Annotated in this window: 18 protein-coding genes; 5 read left to right on the top strand and 13 right to left on the bottom strand. The window is 65.6% G+C overall.

The window, feature by feature from the left end; genetic code table 11:
• The 7 genes from ON00_RS05060 to ON00_RS05030 form a co-directional block, all read right to left on the bottom strand.
• The gene (locus ON00_RS05060; RefSeq protein ID WP_010403692.1) at positions 1-1,413 is read right to left on the bottom strand and encodes a 2-oxo acid dehydrogenase subunit E2; all 1,413 of its coding nucleotides are present in this window, start codon (positions 1,411-1,413) and stop codon (positions 1-3) included.
• An 11-nt stretch (positions 1,414-1,424) separates the two neighbouring features.
• Entirely contained in the window at positions 1,425-2,438 is a 1,014-nt protein-coding gene (locus ON00_RS05055) for an alpha-ketoacid dehydrogenase subunit beta (protein WP_010403690.1), read from the bottom strand.
• Between the two features lie 16 nt (positions 2,439-2,454).
• Positions 2,455-3,438 carry a thiamine pyrophosphate-dependent dehydrogenase E1 component subunit alpha gene (locus tag ON00_RS05050; protein WP_029622447.1) on the bottom strand — a complete coding sequence of 328 codons (984 nt, stop codon included), beginning with the start codon at positions 3,436-3,438 and terminating at the stop codon, positions 2,455-2,457.
• A 58-nt stretch (positions 3,439-3,496) separates the two neighbouring features.
• Entirely contained in the window at positions 3,497-4,717 is a 1,221-nt protein-coding gene (locus tag ON00_RS05045) for an acyl-CoA dehydrogenase family protein (RefSeq protein ID WP_010403686.1), read from the bottom strand.
• Positions 4,718-4,724: 7 nt separating this feature from the next.
• Entirely contained in the window at positions 4,725-5,882 is a 1,158-nt protein-coding gene (locus tag ON00_RS05040) for a thiolase family protein (RefSeq protein ID WP_010403685.1), read from the bottom strand.
• Positions 5,879-6,274 carry a Zn-ribbon domain-containing OB-fold protein gene (locus ON00_RS05035; RefSeq protein ID WP_010403682.1) on the bottom strand — a complete coding sequence of 132 codons (396 nt, stop codon included), beginning with the start codon at positions 6,272-6,274 and terminating at the stop codon, positions 5,879-5,881. Before ON00_RS05035 ends, ON00_RS05040 begins: the two co-directional genes overlap by 4 nt.
• Before the next feature lie 145 nt (positions 6,275-6,419).
• Positions 6,420-7,166 (bottom strand): helix-turn-helix transcriptional regulator, encoded by a 747-nt coding sequence (locus ON00_RS05030; RefSeq protein ID WP_405130922.1) that lies wholly within the window; start codon positions 7,164-7,166, stop codon positions 6,420-6,422.
• 132 nt (positions 7,167-7,298) lie between these two features.
• On the opposite strand from ON00_RS05030, the gene ON00_RS05025 reads away from it, so the two are divergent.
• Positions 7,299-8,399 carry an acyl-CoA dehydrogenase family protein gene (locus tag ON00_RS05025; RefSeq protein ID WP_010403673.1) on the top strand — a complete coding sequence of 367 codons (1,101 nt, stop codon included), beginning with the start codon at positions 7,299-7,301 and terminating at the stop codon, positions 8,397-8,399.
• Here the strand turns inward: ON00_RS05025 and ON00_RS05020 are convergent.
• On the bottom strand, positions 8,381-9,190 hold the full coding sequence (locus tag ON00_RS05020; protein WP_010403663.1) for a ThuA domain-containing protein: 810 nt from the start codon (positions 9,188-9,190) through the stop codon (positions 8,381-8,383). The genes ON00_RS05025 and ON00_RS05020 overlap by 19 nt on opposite strands.
• Complete coding sequence (locus tag ON00_RS05015; RefSeq protein ID WP_010403661.1) at positions 9,187-10,641, bottom strand: aromatic ring-hydroxylating oxygenase subunit alpha; 1,455 nt, start codon at positions 10,639-10,641, stop codon at positions 9,187-9,189. Before ON00_RS05015 ends, ON00_RS05020 begins: the two co-directional genes overlap by 4 nt.
• Positions 10,642-10,797: 156 nt before the next feature.
• Between ON00_RS05015 and ON00_RS05010 the strand changes: the two genes are divergently transcribed.
• Genes ON00_RS05010 through ON00_RS05000 form a run of 3 tightly spaced genes read left to right on the top strand, consistent with a single transcriptional unit; the run spans position 10,798 to position 13,170 of the window.
• Positions 10,798-11,577 carry an SDR family NAD(P)-dependent oxidoreductase gene (locus ON00_RS05010; RefSeq protein WP_010403660.1) on the top strand — a complete coding sequence of 260 codons (780 nt, stop codon included), beginning with the start codon at positions 10,798-10,800 and terminating at the stop codon, positions 11,575-11,577.
• A gap of 2 nt (positions 11,578-11,579) precedes the next feature.
• Positions 11,580-12,383 carry an SDR family NAD(P)-dependent oxidoreductase gene (locus tag ON00_RS05005; protein ID WP_010403658.1) on the top strand — a complete coding sequence of 268 codons (804 nt, stop codon included), beginning with the start codon at positions 11,580-11,582 and terminating at the stop codon, positions 12,381-12,383.
• Positions 12,384-12,399: 16 nt separating this feature from the next.
• Complete coding sequence (locus ON00_RS05000; RefSeq protein ID WP_010403656.1) at positions 12,400-13,170, top strand: SDR family oxidoreductase; 771 nt, start codon at positions 12,400-12,402, stop codon at positions 13,168-13,170.
• Here the strand turns inward: ON00_RS05000 and ON00_RS04995 are convergent.
• From ON00_RS04995 to ON00_RS04985, 3 genes are read right to left on the bottom strand one after another with little or no spacing between them, the layout of a single operon-like run.
• Positions 13,139-13,606: a nuclear transport factor 2 family protein gene (locus tag ON00_RS04995; RefSeq protein ID WP_010403654.1), complete on the bottom strand. Its 468-nt coding sequence runs from the start codon at positions 13,604-13,606 to the stop codon at positions 13,139-13,141. The two genes, ON00_RS05000 and ON00_RS04995, sit on opposite strands and share 32 nt — an antisense overlap.
• Positions 13,603-14,925 carry an aromatic ring-hydroxylating oxygenase subunit alpha gene (locus tag ON00_RS04990; protein ID WP_010403652.1) on the bottom strand — a complete coding sequence of 441 codons (1,323 nt, stop codon included), beginning with the start codon at positions 14,923-14,925 and terminating at the stop codon, positions 13,603-13,605. The genes ON00_RS04995 and ON00_RS04990 overlap by 4 nt, the downstream gene beginning before the upstream one ends.
• A 40-nt stretch (positions 14,926-14,965) precedes the next feature.
• On the bottom strand, positions 14,966-16,159 hold the full coding sequence (locus ON00_RS04985) for an aromatic ring-hydroxylating oxygenase subunit alpha (protein ID WP_010403650.1): 1,194 nt from the start codon (positions 16,157-16,159) through the stop codon (positions 14,966-14,968).
• A gap of 155 nt (positions 16,160-16,314) precedes the next feature.
• Between ON00_RS04985 and ON00_RS04980 the strand changes: the two genes are divergently transcribed.
• Positions 16,315-17,940, top strand: a complete 1,626-nt coding sequence (locus tag ON00_RS04980; RefSeq protein ID WP_010403649.1) for an AMP-binding protein — start codon at positions 16,315-16,317, stop codon at positions 17,938-17,940.
• A 6-nt stretch (positions 17,941-17,946) separates the two neighbouring features.
• Here the strand turns inward: ON00_RS04980 and ON00_RS04975 are convergent, their stop codons facing one another.
• The gene (locus tag ON00_RS04975) at positions 17,947-18,744 is read right to left on the bottom strand and encodes an SDR family NAD(P)-dependent oxidoreductase (protein ID WP_010403648.1); all 798 of its coding nucleotides are present in this window, start codon (positions 18,742-18,744) and stop codon (positions 17,947-17,949) included.
• Positions 18,745-18,863 lie beyond the last annotated feature (119 nt).

The raw sequence follows: 18,863 nt of genomic DNA, 5'->3' as shown, positions 1-18,863 counted from the left end.
TCAGCGGAACAGAGTTTCGGGCGCTTCGAGCAAGCCGACCAGCGCCTTGAGGAAGTGCGCGGCGGCGGCCCCGTCAATCGCGCGGTGATCGACCGACAGCGTCAGATTGAGGCGTGTTTCGAATCCCGCCGTGCCGTCCGCGCGTTCGTGCGGCACGCGCCGCGCCGCGCCCACCGCCAGGATCGCGCCTTGCGGCGGGTTGATGATCGCGGCGAACTCCTCGACGCCGAACATGCCGAGGTTCGAGATCGAGAAGGTGCCGCCCTCAATATCGCCATGCGCCAGGCGACCGGCGGTGGCCTTGTCGATTAGCGTGCGGGTGGCGTCGGCGATCTGCGCGACGGTCCGGCGATCGGCTTGCCGGACGATCGGGGTGACCAAGCCGTTGGGGCTGGCGACGGCGATCGCGATGTCTGCATGGGCGAAGCGGTGGAGCGTGGTGTCGCGCACCTGGACGTTGACATCGGGATGCTGCGCCAGCGCGACGCCGCAGGCGCGCACCAGATAGTCATTGATCGACGCCTTGGTGCCCAGCACGAGATTGGCGGTCTTGCGCAGCGCCAGCAGGTCATCGAGCCGCGCGCTGGTGCGCAGGTAGAAATGCGGGATCTCCTGCTTTGCGCGCGTCAGGCGTTGCGCGACGACCTTTCGGATGCTGTCGAAGGGCACCACCATCGGTGCGTTGGCGACCGGGGTGAAGGTGGCCGTCGCGCTGGACGCGGAGGGTGCCGGTTGCACCAGGCGCAACACGTCCGCCTTGGAAATGCGACCGCGCGGCCCGGTACCGGTAACGGTGCCAAGGTCGATGCCATGCGACGCGGCGATGCGGCGGGCGAGGGGGGAGGCGAAGACCGCCGCCGTCTCCGGCGCGAGCGGCAGCGTGCCCGCCGGAGCCAAAGCGATGGCCGGGCGCAGCGCCTGCTGGACATCCTGCAGCGTGATGCGTCCGTCGCGCCCCGAACCGACGATCGGGTCAAGATCGAGCGCGCTGGCCTCGACCAGTTTGAGCGCTTCCGGGCTGATCGCGCGGTTGGTGAGCAAGCGCGGCGGGGCGGGGGCGGGCGATGCAGCGGATGAGGCTTCTGCCGGGGTTGACCTCGCGGCGGCGCTGGCTTCGGCCGGACGGAAGCCCGCGATAAAGGCATCAATGTCGGCGGCGGGCGTCCCCGCTTCGGCGATGACCGCCAGCAGGGTGCCGACCGGATGGGCATCGCCGCCCGATGGCACCAGGATGCGCGCGAGCACGGCATCAAGCTCCGCCTCGACCTCATTGGTGATTTTGGCGGTTTCGATCAGGCACAGCAGATCGCCACGGCGAAAGGCTTCCCCTTCGGTGACTTTCCATTCGGCGATCACGCCTTCGGTCATCTCGATGCCCCATTTGGGCATACAGAACGGGCGAATTGCGGGCATGGCCATCGTCCTCAGCGCCAGTTCAGCACGCGACGCACTGCCGCTTCGATCTTTTCGACCGAGGGCAGGTAGGCGCTTTCCAGCTCGCGCGCGAAGGGGATCGGGGTGTGCGGCGGGGTGACTTGCTGCGGCGGGGCTTTCAGGCTGGAAAACGCCTTTTCGGCAACCAGCGCGCACAGGTCGGCGCCCAGCCCGCAGCGCGGCGGGGCCTCATCCACCACCACGAACCGGCCCGTCGTTTCGACGCTGTCGAGGATGGTTTCCTCATCGAGCGGGCTGGTGGTGCGCAAATCGATGACATCGCAGCCAATGCCCTGTGCTGCGAGCGTATCGGCCACGGCCTCGCACAGGCCGAGCAGCAGCCCCGAGGACACCAAGGTCACGTCGCCGCCCGCGCGGGTGAGGCGGGCATGGCCGAACGGGATCATGAAGTCGCGGTCGTCGGGCACTTCGCCGCTCATCGCGTAGAGCGCCTTGTGTTCGAGGAAGATCACCGGATCGTCATCACGGATCGCGGTGCGCAACAGGCCCTTCACGTCGGCGGGGGTTGAAGGCATCACCACCTTCAAGCCCGGCATGCCGGTGAGGATCTGGTGGACCGACTGGCTGTGCTGCGCAGCGGCGTTGTAGCCCGCGCCATAGGCCATACGGATCACCGCCGGGCAGCGTGTCTTGCCGCCGAACATATAGCGGAACTTGGCCATCTGGTTCCAGATCTGGTCGAGCGAGACGCCGATGAAATCGGCGAACATCAGCTCCGCCACCGGGCGTTTGCCCGATAAAGCGAGACCCGCCGCCGCGCCGATGATGGCGCTTTCCGAAATGGGCGTATCGATCACCCGCTCGGCCCCGAATTTGCCGAACAGCCCGGTCGAGGTCGACCAGATCCCGCCGATCGCCTCCGGGCCGCCGGGCGTGCCCATGCCGCCGACGATATCCTCGCCCAGCACGACCACATCGCTGTCGCGCTCCATTTCCTCCATGATCGTGGAAAGAACGGCGTCGCGGTACATCATGGTGCTCATCGCGTTGCTCCCGCGCTCAATAGGAAATGTAGACATCGGACAGGACGTCTTCGGGGGTGGGGCGCGGGGCCGCTCGCGCTGCCGTGACGGCCCGCTCGATCGTGTCGAGCGCCTCGGTGTCGAGCGCGTCGAGATCGCTGTCGGACAGCAGCCCGGCGCTGGTGACCGAGGCGCGGAATTTGGTGAGGCAGTCGCGCGTGGCGCGGATGCGGCTCAGTTCATCGGGCGCGCGATAGCGCTGCGGATCGCCCTCGAAATGGCCGAAGAAGCGTTCGGTGTCGAATTCGACCGCCGCTGGCCCGCCGCCGCCACGGACATGCGCCAGCACCTCGCGCATGGTTTCATAGACCGCGAAGAAATCGGTGCCGTCGGCGCGCCACGCTTTCATCCCGAAGGCTTCGGCGCGGCTGGCAATGTCGCGCGCGGTGCCGACCGCATATTGGAAGCCGGTATGTTCCGAATAATGGTTGTTTTCGAACACGAAGATGCACGGTGCGTGCGTGACGACCGCGAGGTTCATCGCTTCGAAGGTCGTCCCCTGATTGCACGCGCCATCGCCGGAAAAGGCGATCGCAATGTTCAGGCCATCGGGGCCGGGGCCATCGACGCGGCTGGCCAGCGCCGCCCCGACCGCGATCGGCGCGCCCGCCCCGACAATGCCATTGGCCCCCAGCATCCCCTTGGTCGCATCGGCAATGTGCATCGAGCCGCCCTTGCCCTTGCACAGCCCTTCGCGGCTGCCCCAGATTTCCTTCATCATCGCATCGACATCGCAGCCCTTGGCGAGGCAATGGCCGTGGCCGCGATGGGTGGAGACGATCCGGTCCTGCGCGCCGAGATGTTCGCACACGCCGACCGCGACCGCTTCCTGGCCGCAATAGAGATGGGTGAAGCCGGCGATTTCACCGGTCTGGATTTCGACATGCAGCCGTTCTTCAAATTCGCGGATCACCTTCATCCGGGTATAAGCGGCCTTCAGGGCATCTCGGCTAAATTGCATTCCTGGCTCCCGATGTGGTGATCTGCCTGCGGTTTTCCGCATGGCCATGTGGTGGCGGCTAGAGATGGAGGACGGTTCTTGCGATGATGCCGGCCTGAACCTCATTGGTTCCGCCAAAGATGGTCCAGGCGCGGCTGTTCAAATAGCGTGCGGCGGCGACCTGCGTTGCCCGGCTGTGGACCGGCGGTGGCGCATTCGGGCCATAAAGCGGGCGGCGGGTGTCGAGCTCCAGCCCGGCGGGGCCGAGCAGATCCATCGCCAGCAGATCGACCTCCTGGCGCAGATTGGACGCCAGCAGCTTTACCAGCGAGGTTTGCGGTCCCGGGGCCTGGCCGTGCGCGATTTCGGACAGGATCTTGAGTTCGATCATCTCCAGCGCCTCGACATCCAGCCGGGCGCGGGCGACGCGGCGGCGCCAATCGACCGAGTTCGCCAAGCGCCCGCCGTGACCGTCGCTCTGCTCGGCGGCGGCGGCGGCGATCAGGCTCAGGTCATAAGCGAGCTTGGGCGCGTGGCAGGAGCCGCCGCGTTCGTTTTCGAGCAGGAATTTGGCGAGCTTCCAGCCATCGCCCTCCTCGCCGACGCGGTCGCTGACGGGGACTTCGACATCTTCGAGGAACACCTGATTGACCTCATGATCGCCCGCCAACGTGTGGATCGGGCGGACGCTGATGCCCTTTTGCTGCATGTCGACCAGCAGGAAGGAGATGCCGGCATTCTTGTGGCCGCTGGAATCGGTGCGCACCAGGCAGAACATGCGGTTCGCCCAATGTGCGTGCGTGGTCCAGATCTTGGAGCCGTTGAGGATATAGCGGTCGCCCGCCGCGTCGGTGACGCGCTCGGCGCGGCATTGCAGGCTGGCGAGATCGGATCCGCTACCGGGTTCGGAGAAGCCCTGGCACCAATAATCCTCGCCCGACAGGATGCGCGGCAGATAATATGCCTTCTGCGCCGCCGTGCCGAAGGTGTAGAGCACGGGGGCGACGAGCTTCAGGCCGAGTACGGTCAAATTGGGGGCACCGGCCTCGGCGCATTCCTTTTCGAAGATGTAGCGCTGCACCGGCGTCCAGCCGGGGCCGCCATGTTCGCGCGGCCATTGATAGGCGAGCCAGCCCTTGCGGTGCAGGATCGCGTTCCACGCCTGGCCGATATCGGGTTCGACGAACACCGAGGGCGTGGCCGCCGAGCCGGCGCGGATGTCCTCGCTCAGATGCTCGGCGAGAAAGGCGCGGACTTCGGCGCGGAAGGCGCGGTCTTCGGGGCTGAGATCAAGGTCCATCGCGCGCCTATCTGTGCAGGATCGTAACGGCGGAAACGCCGGGGGCACCATAGACATGGCTGTAAGCGGTGCGCGGCGCGCCCGGCACCTGACGCCCGCCGCCCTGGCCGCGCAATTGGACGACATTTTCATAAACCTGCCGCAGCCCCGAGGCACCGATCGGCTCTCCGCAGGCAAGGCATCCGCCGTCGGTATTGACCGGCAGCGTACCGCCAATGCGGGTGCGCCCTTCGGCCAGCCATTGTTCCTGCTCGCCATCCGCGCAGAAGCCGTTTTCGGCCAGGTGCATGATTTCGGCACCGGCCTCGGTATCCTGCAATTGCGCCACGTCGATCTCGTCCGGGCCGATCCCGGCGAGGCTGAAGGCGGCGGCGGCGGCGAGGCGCGTGGCGGTGGCGGTGCCGCCGCCAAGATCGATGCTGGGCGCGAACACCTCGAAACTGCCGGGCGGGCGCGTGCGCATGGTCGCGGCGGCGAGGCGGATCGGCGTTGCGCCCAGCTCGCGTGCCTTGCGCTCGCTCGCCAGGATCAGCGCGACGCCGCCTTCGCCGGGCGAGCAGAACATGAATTTGCTGAAGGGATCGGAGACCATCGGGGCCTCCAGGATCGTGTCCAGCGCGACTTCCGACCGCCGCCACGCATGGGGGGCGTGGACGCCATTGGCGAACGCCTTCTGCGCGACCAGCCCGAGCGAACGGCGGCTGATGCCATGCAGGTGCATGTAGCGCATGATCTTGGCGGCGAAGAATTGCGTGGTGACCATATAGCCCGCCGCGCCATACCAATCGGGCAGGCCATATTCGGCGGGCAGCGCGTTGAACGCCCCGCGCGGATGCTTGTCGAATCCGACCGCCAGCCCTAGGTCGAACTGGCCCGAGCGGATCGCGGTTTGCGCCGAGAACAAGGCCGAGCCGCCGGTCGCACAGCCATTTTTGACGTTGATGAACTGCACGCCGGTGAGGCCGAGCCGGTCGACCATCGTGTCAGGATTGCCCGCCGCATCCGACCCGCCATAAGCGAATTGGATGTCGGCCCAGTCGATCCCCGCATCTGCCAGCGCGGCGCGCACCGCAAACACACCCTGGTCGATGCCCGATAGCGCATCGGTGCGACCGAACGGGTGGATGCCGATGCCGATGATGCAGACGTTGGTGGCGTCGCTCATGCGGCGGCCTCCACTGTCGGGCGGAAAGCGGGCAGGCGCAACGAACCGGCGACGGCGGGATCGAGCGGCACTTCGGTCAGCTCCATCGCCATGCCGATCCTGATCGCGTCGAACGCAATGTCGGTCAGGCGGGCCTCGATGATGATTTCGCCCGGCAATTCGACATAACCGAGCGCCCATGGCTCGAACGCTTCCGGCCCGGCATAAGGGGGCGTCTTCGGGCGGAAGCGCTGCACAGTGTAGGACCATAGCGTGCCGCGACGACCGAGCGTGATGGTTTCCAAACCATCGCCATCGCGGTGCGGGAAGAGGATTCGCCCAGTCGTGCGATCACGCGCAGCGAGCAGGCGCAGCGGCGCGTCAGTCGCGAATAGAGACACGTCGGGCGTCAAAATTCTCCCCTCCCATGGGCGTGTTGTGTTCAACCTCGCCACGATAAAGCGCCAACCCGCCGCCAAGCGCGACTCTTAAAAGGGATAGGCCGGGTAAAAGGAATAGGGTGGGGCTGTGCCGCCGATGTGCCGGGCGAAGGGCGGCTCAGCGCGCCAGCGTGATATAGCCGAGCTGTGCCGCCTTGAAGACCGTCTGGCTGCGATTGACCGCCGACAATTTGGTCGACGCATTGTGGATGTGGAAGCGCACGGTCGCGCGGCTGCGGCCGATGATCATGCTGATCTCGAAATCGGTCTTGCCGATCGCCGCCCAGCGCAGACACTCCACCTCGCGCTTCGACAGGCGCAAATGCGCGGGCAGCGCCTGGGCCGAGCCCATGGTGTTGACATAGCCGGCGATGAAAGTGCGCCCCAGCAGGCCGAAAATGTCGCCATAGCGTTCAAATTCGCTGGAAAGATCGGTCAGTGACGCATCCAGCGGGTTGAAGGAGACCGCCCCGATCTGTCCGAACGGCAGATGCACAGGCACGACGATCGCCGCGCGGGTGCGCGCGCGCACTTCGAAATTGGTGAGGTCGATCGCCGACAGATAGCGATTGGCCTGGCGTGTGTGGAATCCTTGCGCGTTCACCCAGAAAGGTTCGCTCTCGAAGCGGCAGGCGGAGGTGAGCGGCGAATCGAGCGCGATATGGGGATTGCGCCACCACGCCTGCTCCCCCGTCCAGCCGAACACCTCGCTCGCCAGCACATTTCCGGCAAGGTCGGTCGGGGTTCGCTTGTCGGCAATATTGTGCGCCGGTGCCGCGCGCATGCCACAGCGCATGGCGATGTCGTGCAGCGCCTCCGCTGCCGATCGCACTTCCTCGGGTGCCGCGATTCTGACCGCGTTCACCCAATCCAGCCTTGGGGCGTCCTTCTCCACGCGTCCTTATCTCCTGCGCCGTCGTTTTAGGCCATCCTAGCCTTTTGCCCAGCGTTTTTGGATTTCCGCTCCCGCTACGTTGCGTAACAAAGGAGCGCCCGCGTGAACTTTGATCTCAGCGAAGACGAACGGATGTTGCAGGATTTGGCCGAACGATTCGTGGCGGATCGCTACGATCTGGATCGTCGCCGCGCCTATCAGGCGGAGCCGTGCGGGTTCAGTCGCGAGAATTGGGCGCTGCTGGCCGACTATGGTCTGGTCGCGGCCGCGTTGCGCCCGGAAGATGGCGGGCTTGGCCTCAATGCCAGCGCGCTGGTCACGCTGTTCACTGCGCTCGGCAAGGGGTTGGTGGTCGAACCGCTGATCGACAGCGTGGTGCTGGGCGCGCGCCTGGTGCTGGGCGGTGGCGAGAGTGTAGCGTCGGCCTGGCGCGACCGCCTGGCTGCGGGCGAAAGCCGCGTCGTCCTGGCCCATGCCGAGCGCGCCAGCCGCGGCAATCCCGACTGGGTAGAGACGCGAGCCGACCGGCTGGAAGACGGCTATGTGCTGTCGGGTGGAAAGCACTGCGTCCCAGCCGGGGTCGGGGTGGATGCCTATATCGTCAGCGCGGTTCTGGCCGGACAGGATTCGCCCGACTTCTTCGTCGTCCCGGCAGATGCGCCGGGGCTTTCGGTGACGCCATGGCGGCTGATCGATGGCGGTGCCGCCGTCGTTCTGCGGCTCGACCGCGTTGCCGTCGCTGCTGCGAATCGCCTGGCGGGCGGGCGCGATCTGCTCGATGCCACGCTGCCGCTGGTCGAGCTATGCCGCGCGGCGGAGGCGGTCGGCGTGATGCAGCGGATTTTTGACGAGACGCTCGACTATCTGCGCACGCGCAGCCAGTTCAACACTGTGCTGGGGCGCTTCCAGGCGATCCAGCATCGTATGGTCGCGCATTATGCCGCGCTCGAGCAGAGCAAGGCGCTGATCAATTTTGCGCTGGTGCTGGAGGGGGAAGCGGGGTTCGTCCGCGCGGTGGCGGGCGCGCGCGCGTTCATCAGCGAGGCGTCGATCGCGCTTGGCCATGACATGATCCAGTTCCATGGCGGCATGGGCGTGACCGATGAACTGGCGATCGGGCATGGGCATAAGCGGTTGGTGTTCTTGTCGCGTTGGCCGGAAGACCCGCTGGCGAAGCTGGACCGTTATGCCGATGCGGCCTGATCCGGGGGCGTGTCCTGCTCGGCGAGCGGTTCGCGCGTCCAGGCGATGCCGTGCCGGAGCAGATCGTAAAACACCGGCAGATCCCAGGCGCAGCGATCGACCGTTGGCCACCAGTCGAGCATCGGTTGCAGATCATAATGGCCGCGGCAGTGGCCGAGCGTCAGGTACAGCACCGCGCCCGCACCATGCTGTTTGATGTAAAACACCGGGTGCCGACCGGGGGCGGCATCGCCTTCGACAAAGCCGGTCCCGGCAACGGTGCAGCAGGTGTCGAGCAGGACGTGCAGGTCGCCATGCGTTTCCAGATGATAGAGCTCATCGCTGGTGTCGAACGGGGCGATGCCTGCGACCAGCGGATGATCGGGATCGGCAATCTCCACGCGATAGGGCGCGATCGGCGGGTGGCTGAGGAACTGGCTGCCGAGCAGATCCATGAACAACGGTGCCCAGCGCGGCGCTTCCCACAGGCCGGCATTGGGGCCATCGGACAGCAGGCGCAGCACCGAATTGGTGCCGTGGAGCGCGTACCAGCGCCCGCCCGCCGCCAACCACGCGCGCAGCGCCTCCTGCGCGGCGAGCGAGGGGGTGACGTCGCAGGTGTAGGTGATCAGAATATCGGCGGCCTTGATCGCGGCGATCGTTTCATAATCCTCGAACACGCGCGTACGGATGGCCGGGTCTTCACCCAGCAGCTTGAGCAATTCGAGCCGGGCGAAATCGATATCGTGCCACACCCCACCGCAAATCAGGACGCAGTTGAGGCGACGCGGGTGTGCGACCGCCTCGCTCACGCTTGCGCCTCGGCACCGTCGCTGCCCTCGGCGATCCCGAGATAGCGGTCGAGCGTCTGCTGGAACTGGCGGATGCGGATTTCCTGATAATCGCCCAGTTGCACGACGCCGGTCTTGGAGGCGTGCAGGCCTTCCTGCACATAAGGCAGATTATCCATGTCCTGTTCGAACACGTCGCCGAGAATGCCAAGCTCGGGGGCTTCGGTCCATTTCTGGTCAAGCCGCAGATATTTCATCGGCACGCCGCGCGGGTGCGGCTCGCCTTTCTTGACGCGCATCAGAATGCGGACTTCCATCAGACAGGTGTCGGGCGTTTTGCCGGGGCGCCAGCGATAGACGATGTTGGGCATATAGCCGCCCCACGGCGCGAAATTGGGGAAGACATTGTAGACCAACGCGTCGAGCAGTTCGGCATCGGTCGCGTCGTCGAGATCATAGCCGCTCTGTTCGGCATAAGCGGTGCGCATCTTGGCACCGAGCGCGGCGCGCGCGGTGACGCCGTCGGGCACGCTGACGGCGTAGGGGTCCTTATCGGCTTCGTAATTTTCGCCGCTGCGGCCGTTATATTTGACGAACTCGTCGACGATCCATTGCTGGCTGCGTCCATCGGGGTCGAGGTGCGGCGACATCGTGCCGAAGGGCACGAGATTGACGTTCACATGATCGCCCCAGGTCCAATAGGCGCTGTTGGCGTCCCCGGTGAACGGCAGCAATTGCGGATGCGTCACCACGGTATGCCACGCTTCCATAAAGGCTTCGGCAGTGACCTTCCAATTGGCGGGAACTTCCTTGCCGACCCACATGACGGTGGTGCAGTCCTCATGCCGCCAGCGCGTGAAATGTTCGGGCAAGGGGGCCAGATACTCTTCCAGGGTCGGCCCGCCCGGTTCTTCGCGCAGGAAGATATAGCCGCCCCACTGGCCGACCTCGACCGGCGGCAGTGTGAGATCGGCGCGGTCGAGATGGGTGAAATCCCACTGGCACGGCATATGGTCGAAGCTGCCATCCTTGTTCCAGGTGAAGCCGTGGAACGGGCAGGTGAAGCGATCGGCACTGCCGTCTTCAGTGCGCAGCTTGCGCCCGCGATGCAGGCAGACATTGTGCATGGCCTTGATCGAGCCATCGTCCTGACGCGAGATCAGGAAGGAGCGCCCGGCATTTTCATACACCACAAAATCGCCGGGATCGGGCAGATCCTCTTCGCGCGCAGCGAATTGCCAGACGCGCGGCCACATCCGTTCGCGTTCGAGCTTGGCAAAGGCTTCGCTGGTGTAGCGCGCGGCGGCAATCGGTGCGGTGCCGCGGCTGTGATAGCTTGGTGTGGTCAGAATATCGGGGGCAGGGCGCGAATCCACCGCCATCAGTTCGAGCCAACTGATGCCATCGCTGATCGGCAGACCGTCCTTGTCGGGTGCCGCACGCGTCTGGGTAATGGGATCGCTGTCCGCCATGGCCGCTCTCTTTCCTCTCCTGGCCGGGAGTCGCGCCCCCGGTCTCCGCGACGTGGTGTAAAGGCTGAACGGGGCAGAAGTCACCTTACTGAAAGCATAGTTTTCCTGGCCTCCCCCGCTGGTGCATGATGGCACAAACACAAATGGGAGAGTGGTGTGGCGGGCAGGCTTGATGGGAAGGTGGCGCTTGTTACCGGCGGCACCAGCGGGATTGGCGCTGGCGCGGCGCGGCGGCTTGCAGCCGAGGGCGCGCGGGTGGTGTTCACCGGCTCCAAGGCCGAAATCGGTGAAGCGCTGGCGCGCGAGATTGGGGGGCGTTTCGTCAGCCACCGGGTGGAGGATGCGGCGGGCTGGCCCGCACTGATCGACACAGTGCTGGGCGAGTTCGGGCGGCTCGACATCGCCTTTGCCAATGCCGGGACCGAACAGGGCGATGCCAATATCGAGCAGGTCAGCATCGAGACGTGGGACCGGCTGATCGCGATCAACCAGACCGGCGTGATGTTGACGGTGCAGCATGCGATCCGGGCGATGGCGCGCAATGCCGGGGCGACCGGCTCGATCATTATCAATTCCTCGATGAACGCGGCGCGCCCGCTCGGCAATTACGTGACCTATTCCACCACCAAGGCGGCGGTGGTCGCGCTGGCGAAATCCGCTGCGGTCTATTGTGGCCAGGCGAAATACCGCATTCGCGTGAACGCCATCCTGCCGGGCGTCGTCGAAACCGACATGATCCGGCACATCATGCAGAGCCAGGAGGATCCGGTCGCGGTGCGCGCGATTTATGAGGGGATGGCCCCGCTCAACCGCATGGCGCAGGTCGACGAAGTGGCCGGCCTGGTCGCCTATCTCGCGAGCGACGAGGCGGCGTTCCTTTCGGGGGCCGAGATCACGATCGACGGCGCCACCACCGCTGGCATGATGGGAGTTTGAGCATGGCACGACTGGACGGACGCGTCGCCCTGGTTACGGGCGGCTTGCGCGGGATCGGGCAGGCGATCGCCGCGCGCTTCTGCGCCGAAGGGGCGACGGTGGTGATCACCGACCTGGATGCGCCCGATAGCGAGGCGGTGGCGGCTGCGCTCGCCGCGCTAGGCGGGCAGGCGCGCTATGTGGCGGGCAACGTCACCAGCGAGGACGATTGGGCGAGGATCGCGGCCGATCTGCAATCGGCGCATGGGGGCTGCCATATCCTGGTCAACAATGCTGGCATCGACCTGACCGGCGCGGTCGAGACGCTTTCGCTTGAGGCGTGGCGGCGGATCATGGCGATCAACGTCGATGGCGTGTTCCTCGGCACGCGCGCGCTGGTGCCGCTGCTGGCGGAAAGCGGTGGCGCGGTGGCGGGTGGAGCGAGCATCATCAATGTCAGCTCGATCATGGGGATTGTCGGCTATTCCGAAGTCTCCGCCTATAACGCGAGCAAGGGTGCGGTGCGGTTGTTCACTAAGGGCATCGCGATCGAATTCGCGCAGAAGAAGATGCCGATCCGCGCCAATTCGCTGCATCCGGGCTTCGTCAAGACGCCGCTGCTGAGCGCCGGGTTCCAGCGCTGGGTGGACAAGGGGTTTGCCGAAAAGCCCGAGGATCTGGTTGGCGCGATGGAAGCCGCCACGCCGATCGGTCGGCTGGCCGAGCCCGACGAACTGGCCGGGCCGGCGGTGTTCCTGGCGAGCGCCGATGCGAGCTACATGACGGGGGCCGAACTGGTCATCGATGGCGGCTGGACCGCGCAATAAGACGATGGAGATGGCAATGGCGCTCAAGGATGTCGTGGCGGTGGTGACCGGCGCAGGTGGCGGGATCGGGCGCGAAGTGGTGCGCGCGATGAAGGCGGCGGGGGCGATCGTGGTCGCGACCGATATGTCGACCGATGGGATCACCGATGGCGACGCGGTGCTGGCGCAGGACGTGACCCAATCGGCCGATTGGCAGCGCGTCGCCGAGCTGGTCGCGCGCGATTATGGTCGGCTCGACGCACTGGTGAATGTCGCCGCGATCAGTGTGGTCGCCAGTATCGAGGAAACCACGATCGAGGAGTGGCAGCGCGTCCAGCGCGTGAATGTCGAGAGCGTGCTGATCGGCGTGCAGACGCTGCTGCCGCTGTTGAAGCTGGGCGGCAAGGCCCGCGCCGGGGGCGCATCGATCGTCAATTTCTCCAGCGTCGGGGGCATTCGCGGCGCGCCGTTCAACGCGACCTATTGCACGAGCAAGGCGGCGGTCGCGATGCTGTCCAAATGCATGGGGGCGGAGTTTGCCGCGCTCGGATACAAGATCCGCGTCAACAGCGTGCATCCCGGCGGGATCGACACGCCGATGCTGCAGGCGATCCTGCAGCGTTATGTCGATCTGGGGGCTGCACCGTCCCTGGAGGCATCGATGCAAGGGGTGGTTGCCGCACATCCGATCGGGCGACTGGGGCGCCCGGAGGAGATGGCCGGGGGCGTGGTCTATCTGTGTTCGGACGCGGCCAGTTTCGTCACGTGCAGCGAGTTCATGATGGATGGGGGCTATTGTATGAGCTGATCGGCGGGAGCAGCATGTCCATGCCGAGCCGGGCGATGCGCCAGCAATCGTCCGCGCGGACCATCGCGAAGGTGTAGCGCGCCTTGACTTCGAGCAGGGTGCCGTCCTTGCCCAGGCTGAAGGCGTGGCCATAAGCCTGGACGCGCGCGGCGGTGGACGGGGTATAGGCGAGCAGCGCGATGTTGCTGATGAAATGGGCGTTGTGCGCCATCCCGGCAAAGGCATCGCGGAAGAAGGCGCGGATCGCGGTTTGGCCGACGATCTCGCCCATCCCGAGCGCCGACAGATCATAGACCGCATCGTCGCTGAACAGACTGCCAATGCCATCGACATTGCCGATATCGTCGACCGCGCGGGCATAAGCGACCACCAGATCGGCAAGCGCGACGCGCTCCTCGGCGGGGCAGGCCGGGGGCGGGTAGGGCGAGGCGGTCATGGTTGCCCCTTCACATAATCGTTGAGCAATTCGTGGAAGCGCTGAACGCGCTTTTCCTGGCCCGGAAGAATGCAGCCCTTGAACCCGCGCGAGTTCAACCCCTGCTGCTGCGTGGTGCCGATCGAAAGGTCCTGATCGGCGACGAAGCCCAGCGACACGCCGTCGCCATAGCGGCTGTGGCGGGCAACGGCGTCGTGCCGCAGCGGGACCGGGCCGATCGGGGTGACGACTTCCTTCATGCCGGGCACTGGCGGGAACAGGCACCAATGTTGGAACACGCATTTTTCGGGATCGGTCGGATGCGGCTCGGTGCGCAGCACCTGCAATTGCTCGGGCGACATGGTCAGCGTGAGATTGGGGAAGAGCGTGCAGTGGAAATAATCGACCAATTGCTGGTCGGTCATGTCCGCATACATGGTGTAGCCGCGCTCCGGCCCCAGCGCGCGCTTGGCGCGGATCACGGCGGCGCGGATGTCGCCAGTGTGGCCGTTATAGTCGGCCGGGTCGATTCCCCAGGCCCGCGCGATGTCGTCGAGCGGGGCGGGGACCTCGGCGCTGTGATAGTCGGCGCGGGTGGTTGCCTGATGCCCGATCATCCACATCGCATTGTGCCCGCTCGGGTACATTTCAAACAGCGTGGTCGGCAGGCCGTCATTGATGAAGGTCGCCAGTTCCGGGTGGATCGTCGGGAGGTGATAGCTTTCGTTGAAATTGTCGCGGATGATCTTCCAGTTGAAATCGGCGTCGCAGGACAGCTTGAGCACGCGCACCCAGTTTTCGACGCCATAATTGGCGAAACGTTCGGGGAAGGGGGCCAGCCAGTCGAGCAGTGGCGGCACATCGTCATCCATGCACCAGAACACGAACGGCCCCCAGCTTTCGCAGCGCAGCTCGGACAGATGCACCCGCCCGCACGGATTGCCGCCCTCGAAATCGTCGGGGTCCTGCACGTGCGCGAGCACCCCATCGGTGGTGAATTGCCAGCCATGATAGCCGCAGGTGATGCGCGGCATGTGTCCGGCATCGCCGAGCACCAGCCGGTTTCCGCGATGTGGGCAGCTATTGTAGAAGGCGCGGATCGACCCGTCCTCCTGACGGATCATGATCACCGATTCCTTGCCGAAATCGTGGCGGATGAAGTCGCCTTCCTCTTCCAGCTCGGCGAGCACGCCGCCCAGATGCCACACCTTGGGCCAGAGATTGCGGTGTTCGGCGTCCATCCATTCGCGCGAGATGTAGCGATCGGCGGTGATCGTATCGCCGCGCACGGCCATGTCGAATTCGGGGGAATAGCGCGATTTGTTGTCCATGGCGGTCATGCGGGGCGTATCCTGCGCTGGATCGGTGGTTGGGGGGCTATCAGAGGGTCGGTTCGGGCCGACTGCGATCGTCCTCGAGATACCAGGTCAGCCATTCGTGGAAATATTGGTTGCCGCGCTCGTTGCGGCCGAAGGTCAGATGGTCGTGCGCGCCACTTTCCAGGCCCTTCTGGATTTCCATGCCGATGACATAGTCCTCCTGATAGGTAACATCGCGGAAGAAGGTGATCATCGCCTCGACATTGGCGCGGTCTTCCTCATCGCGAATCGGATCGCGGCGCAGATAATTCAGCACGGTGCGGTTCTTGTCGGGCGTCGGCCCGGGGAAGAGCTGCGCGATCTGGGTGATTTCGGGGGCGAGGAAGGCGGACACGTTGGGGAAGAGGATTCGCACGAAATCGAACCCATTATTCTCCTGGTCGCCCCACTCGGCGCGCGGCACGCCTTTCAACGCCTCGGCAATGCGATGTTGCGGGAAGCCGATCCGCAGCGACGGCCCGAACCCTTCATAGGAGGTGCGGTTGGAGGGCGTGCGCGGCTCGATCGTTTCGGGGTGCAGCGAGGCGAAATGATACCCCTCAAGATAGCCGTCAAAGGCGATCTTCCAATTCGCGCCTTCAATCTCGCGGCTGCCGAGATAGGTCCATGAGCCGAGGTCAACGGCTTCGAAATCGTCGAGAAAGCCGCGAAAATAGCCGTCCAGATCCATCACGCCGTTAGGCGTGAGGCAGACGAAGATCATCCCGGCGCGTTCCTCGCAGGGCAGGGCGCGCAGGCCCATGCTGGCGCGGTCGACCTCGCCGAACAGCGCGCTTTCGGAAACGCCGATCAGCTTGCCATCCTGCCCATAGGTCCAGCCGTGATATTTGCAGGTGAAGCGGGCGCAATGGCCGTGCCCGGTCGCCGCCACCGGCGCCCCGCGATGCGAACAGACGTTGAGGAAGGCGCGCACCGTGCCTGCTTTGTCGCGGTTGATGAGGATCGGCAGGCCGACCACCTCCATCGCCTTGTAATCACCGGGATTGGGGATTTCGGCGGTAAAGGCCAGCATCAGCGGCAACTGGCGGAAGACCAGTTCCATCTCGGCCTTCCACTGATCGGGGTCGGTATAGGTCGCGGTGCGCACTTGCGTGGTGGAGCGGGCCTGGTGCGTGGTCTTGTGCTCGACATAATCGAGCAGGATTTCCGCCACATCGCCGATGCGGTCGCGACGGCTGGGCGTCTGGCTCGTCATTACTCTCTCTCCACGACGATCTTATTTTATGGGGTGCAACCTGCCGCAGGCGGACGGGGCTGCCAAGCTGGGACTGGTGACAGGTGCCTCGCCTTTTCGCCAAGTGGACAGCCGCAGGCGCGACGACCAAGACACGTCCGGTACAGGAGAGGATTATGGGCGAAACATCGTCGCGCGGCTGGCCCACGGGAATCGCGCCCCATCACCGCGCGTTTCATGAGGCCGGGCTGTGGCCGCAGCGCACGGTCGCCGATCATGCCGAGGCACTGGCGCAGGAGCGGGGCGGTGACCTGTGCCTGATCGACGGTGTCGGCACGCTGACCTTTGCAGAGGTGTGGCGCGATGCGAGTGCGTTGGCGGCGGGGTTGCGCGGGCGCGGGCTGAAGCCGGGCGACGTGGTCGCCTTCCAATTGCCCAATTGGCGCGAGGCGGCGGTGTTGAACATTGCGGCGGCGCTGTCCGGTCTGGTCGTCAACCCGATCGTGCCGATCTATCGCGATGCCGAATTGCGCGCGATGCTGGGCGATTGCGGGGCGCGCGCGCTGTTCGTGCCAGCCGCATTCCGCACGGTCGACTATCCCGCCATGGCGCGTCGGGTGGCCGCCGATCTGCCCGCGCTCGACCATATTTTCACCGTGCGCGGGGCCGGGGTGGACGATTATGCCGCGCTTCTCGCGCAGGGGGCGGCCTTGCCTGCCGCGCGCAGCACGGTTGACCCGACGGCGGTAAAGCTGGTGCTTTACACCTCCGGCACGACGGGGCGGGCCAAGGGGGTGCTGCACAGCCATGCCACGCTTGGTCGGGTGATCGTTCAAAGTGCGGCCTATTGGGGTGTGAATTCAGGCGACGCGGTGCTGATGCCGTCGCCCGTCACCCATGTTTCGGGCTATGCCAATGGGCTGGAAATGCCGTTCTTTTCGGGCACCTGCAGCGTGTTGATGGAAAGCTGGGATGCGGGGGAGGCGATTGCGCTGATCAACCGGCATGGCGTGGTCGGCACCGTTGCGGCGACGCCGTTTCTGGTCGAACTGGCCGAGGCGGCGCGTGCGGCGGGCGACCGGCTGCCCTCGCTGCGTTTCTTCGCCTGTGGCGGCGCGGCGGTCGCGCCCGAGGTGATCGTCACTGCGCGCGGTGCCTTTGCGCAGTGCGCGCCGTTCCGCGTGTTCGGCAGTTCCGAGGTGCCGCTGGTCAGCTTCGGCTGGCCTGACGATGCGGCGCTGGCTGCGACCACCGACGGGCGGATCGTCGATTATGCTGTCCGCATCGTCGATGGCGACGGGCGCGACCTGCCGCCAGGCAGCGAGGGCGAGATTGTGGCGCGCGGGCCGGCGATGATGATCGGCTATGCCGATCCGGCGCAGACCGCCGAGGCGATCGACGCGCAGGGCTATTTCCGCACTGGCGATCTGGGGGTGGTCAGCGCCGACGGGGCGATTACGGTGACGGGGCGCAAGAAGGACCTCATCATTCGGGGCGGTGAGAATATCTCGGCGGGGGAGATTGAGGCGGTGCTGCTGACGCACCCGCTGGTTGCCGATTGCGCGGTGGTGGCGATGCCGCACCCGCGTCTGGGCGAAGGGGTGTGCGCCTATGTCGTGCTGCGCGATGCGGTGGACCCGGCGGCGTTGGGTGCGCATGTGGCGGCGGCGGGGCTGGCAAAGCAGAAGATCCCGGAGCGTTTCGTCACCGCTGAAGCGCTGCCGCGCACGCCCTCCGGCAAGATCCGCAAGGAAGTGCTGCGCAGCGAAATTGCCGAGCGGATCCGCCGCGAGGCTGCGTAAGCGCGGTCAACCGGCGGCGGCGATTGCCGCGCCGATTTCGGCAGTGGTTGGGTTGCGGCGCAGCGTCAGCCCGCCATTCACCTGCAGCGTCTCTCCGGTCATGAAGCATTCGTCGCTCGCCAGAAACACCGCAGCGGCGGCGACATCGTCGCTGGTCCCGATACGGCCGAGCGGGTAGCCCGCCACGAAGCATTCGAACAGGCCGGGCACGGTCTTGGCGTCTGCCGTCATCGGCGTATCGGTCAGGCCGGGCGCGATCGAATTGGCGCGAATGCCCTCGGCCCCGAATTCATTGGCGACGCAGCGCAGGACATGATCCGTGCCCGCCTTGGTGCCCATATAGGCGGCATGATCGTTGAGCATGATCTTGGCGGTAGCGCTGCTGATCTGGATGATGCTGCCGCCGCGTCCGCCATGGCTCTTGGCCATTTTGCGCAGCATCGCCTGGTAGAATTGGAACGGCCCGATGAACTGCAGCGCGGTGATCGCATCGAGCTCTTCGCGGCTGTTGTCGAGGAACGGCTTCAGCAGGCCCCAACCGGTCGCGTTGACGGCAATGTCGATGCCGCCCATCTGCGTGACGGCGGTATCGGCGAGGGTGGCGAGGCTGGTTTCGCTGGTGATGTCGCAGGCAGCCCACTGCGCGCCGGTCTCCTGCGCAAAGGCGGCGAGGACATCCGCCTTGCGGCCCGCCACCAGCACCTGAGCGCCTTCGTCGAGGAAGCGCCGGGCGATGTGCTGGCCCATATTGTCGGCGCTGCTCGCGCCGAGAATCACCGCGCTCTTGCCTGTCAGCCTGCCCATTGTCGCTCCGTTTCCTGTTTGCGCCTGTCTTTTGCTATCACAGCGGCGCTTGGGCCATTCCTCTCCAAAAGGCGAGTGGTCGGCATGGTAGTCTGCGCGCAAGCATCGCTCTACGGCAA

The organism is Sphingomonas echinoides ATCC 14820 (assembly GCF_000241465.1).
GTDB classification, from domain to species: Bacteria; Pseudomonadota; Alphaproteobacteria; order Sphingomonadales; family Sphingomonadaceae; genus Sphingomonas; species Sphingomonas echinoides.
This window is presented reverse-complemented; position numbering and strand designations above follow the sequence as displayed.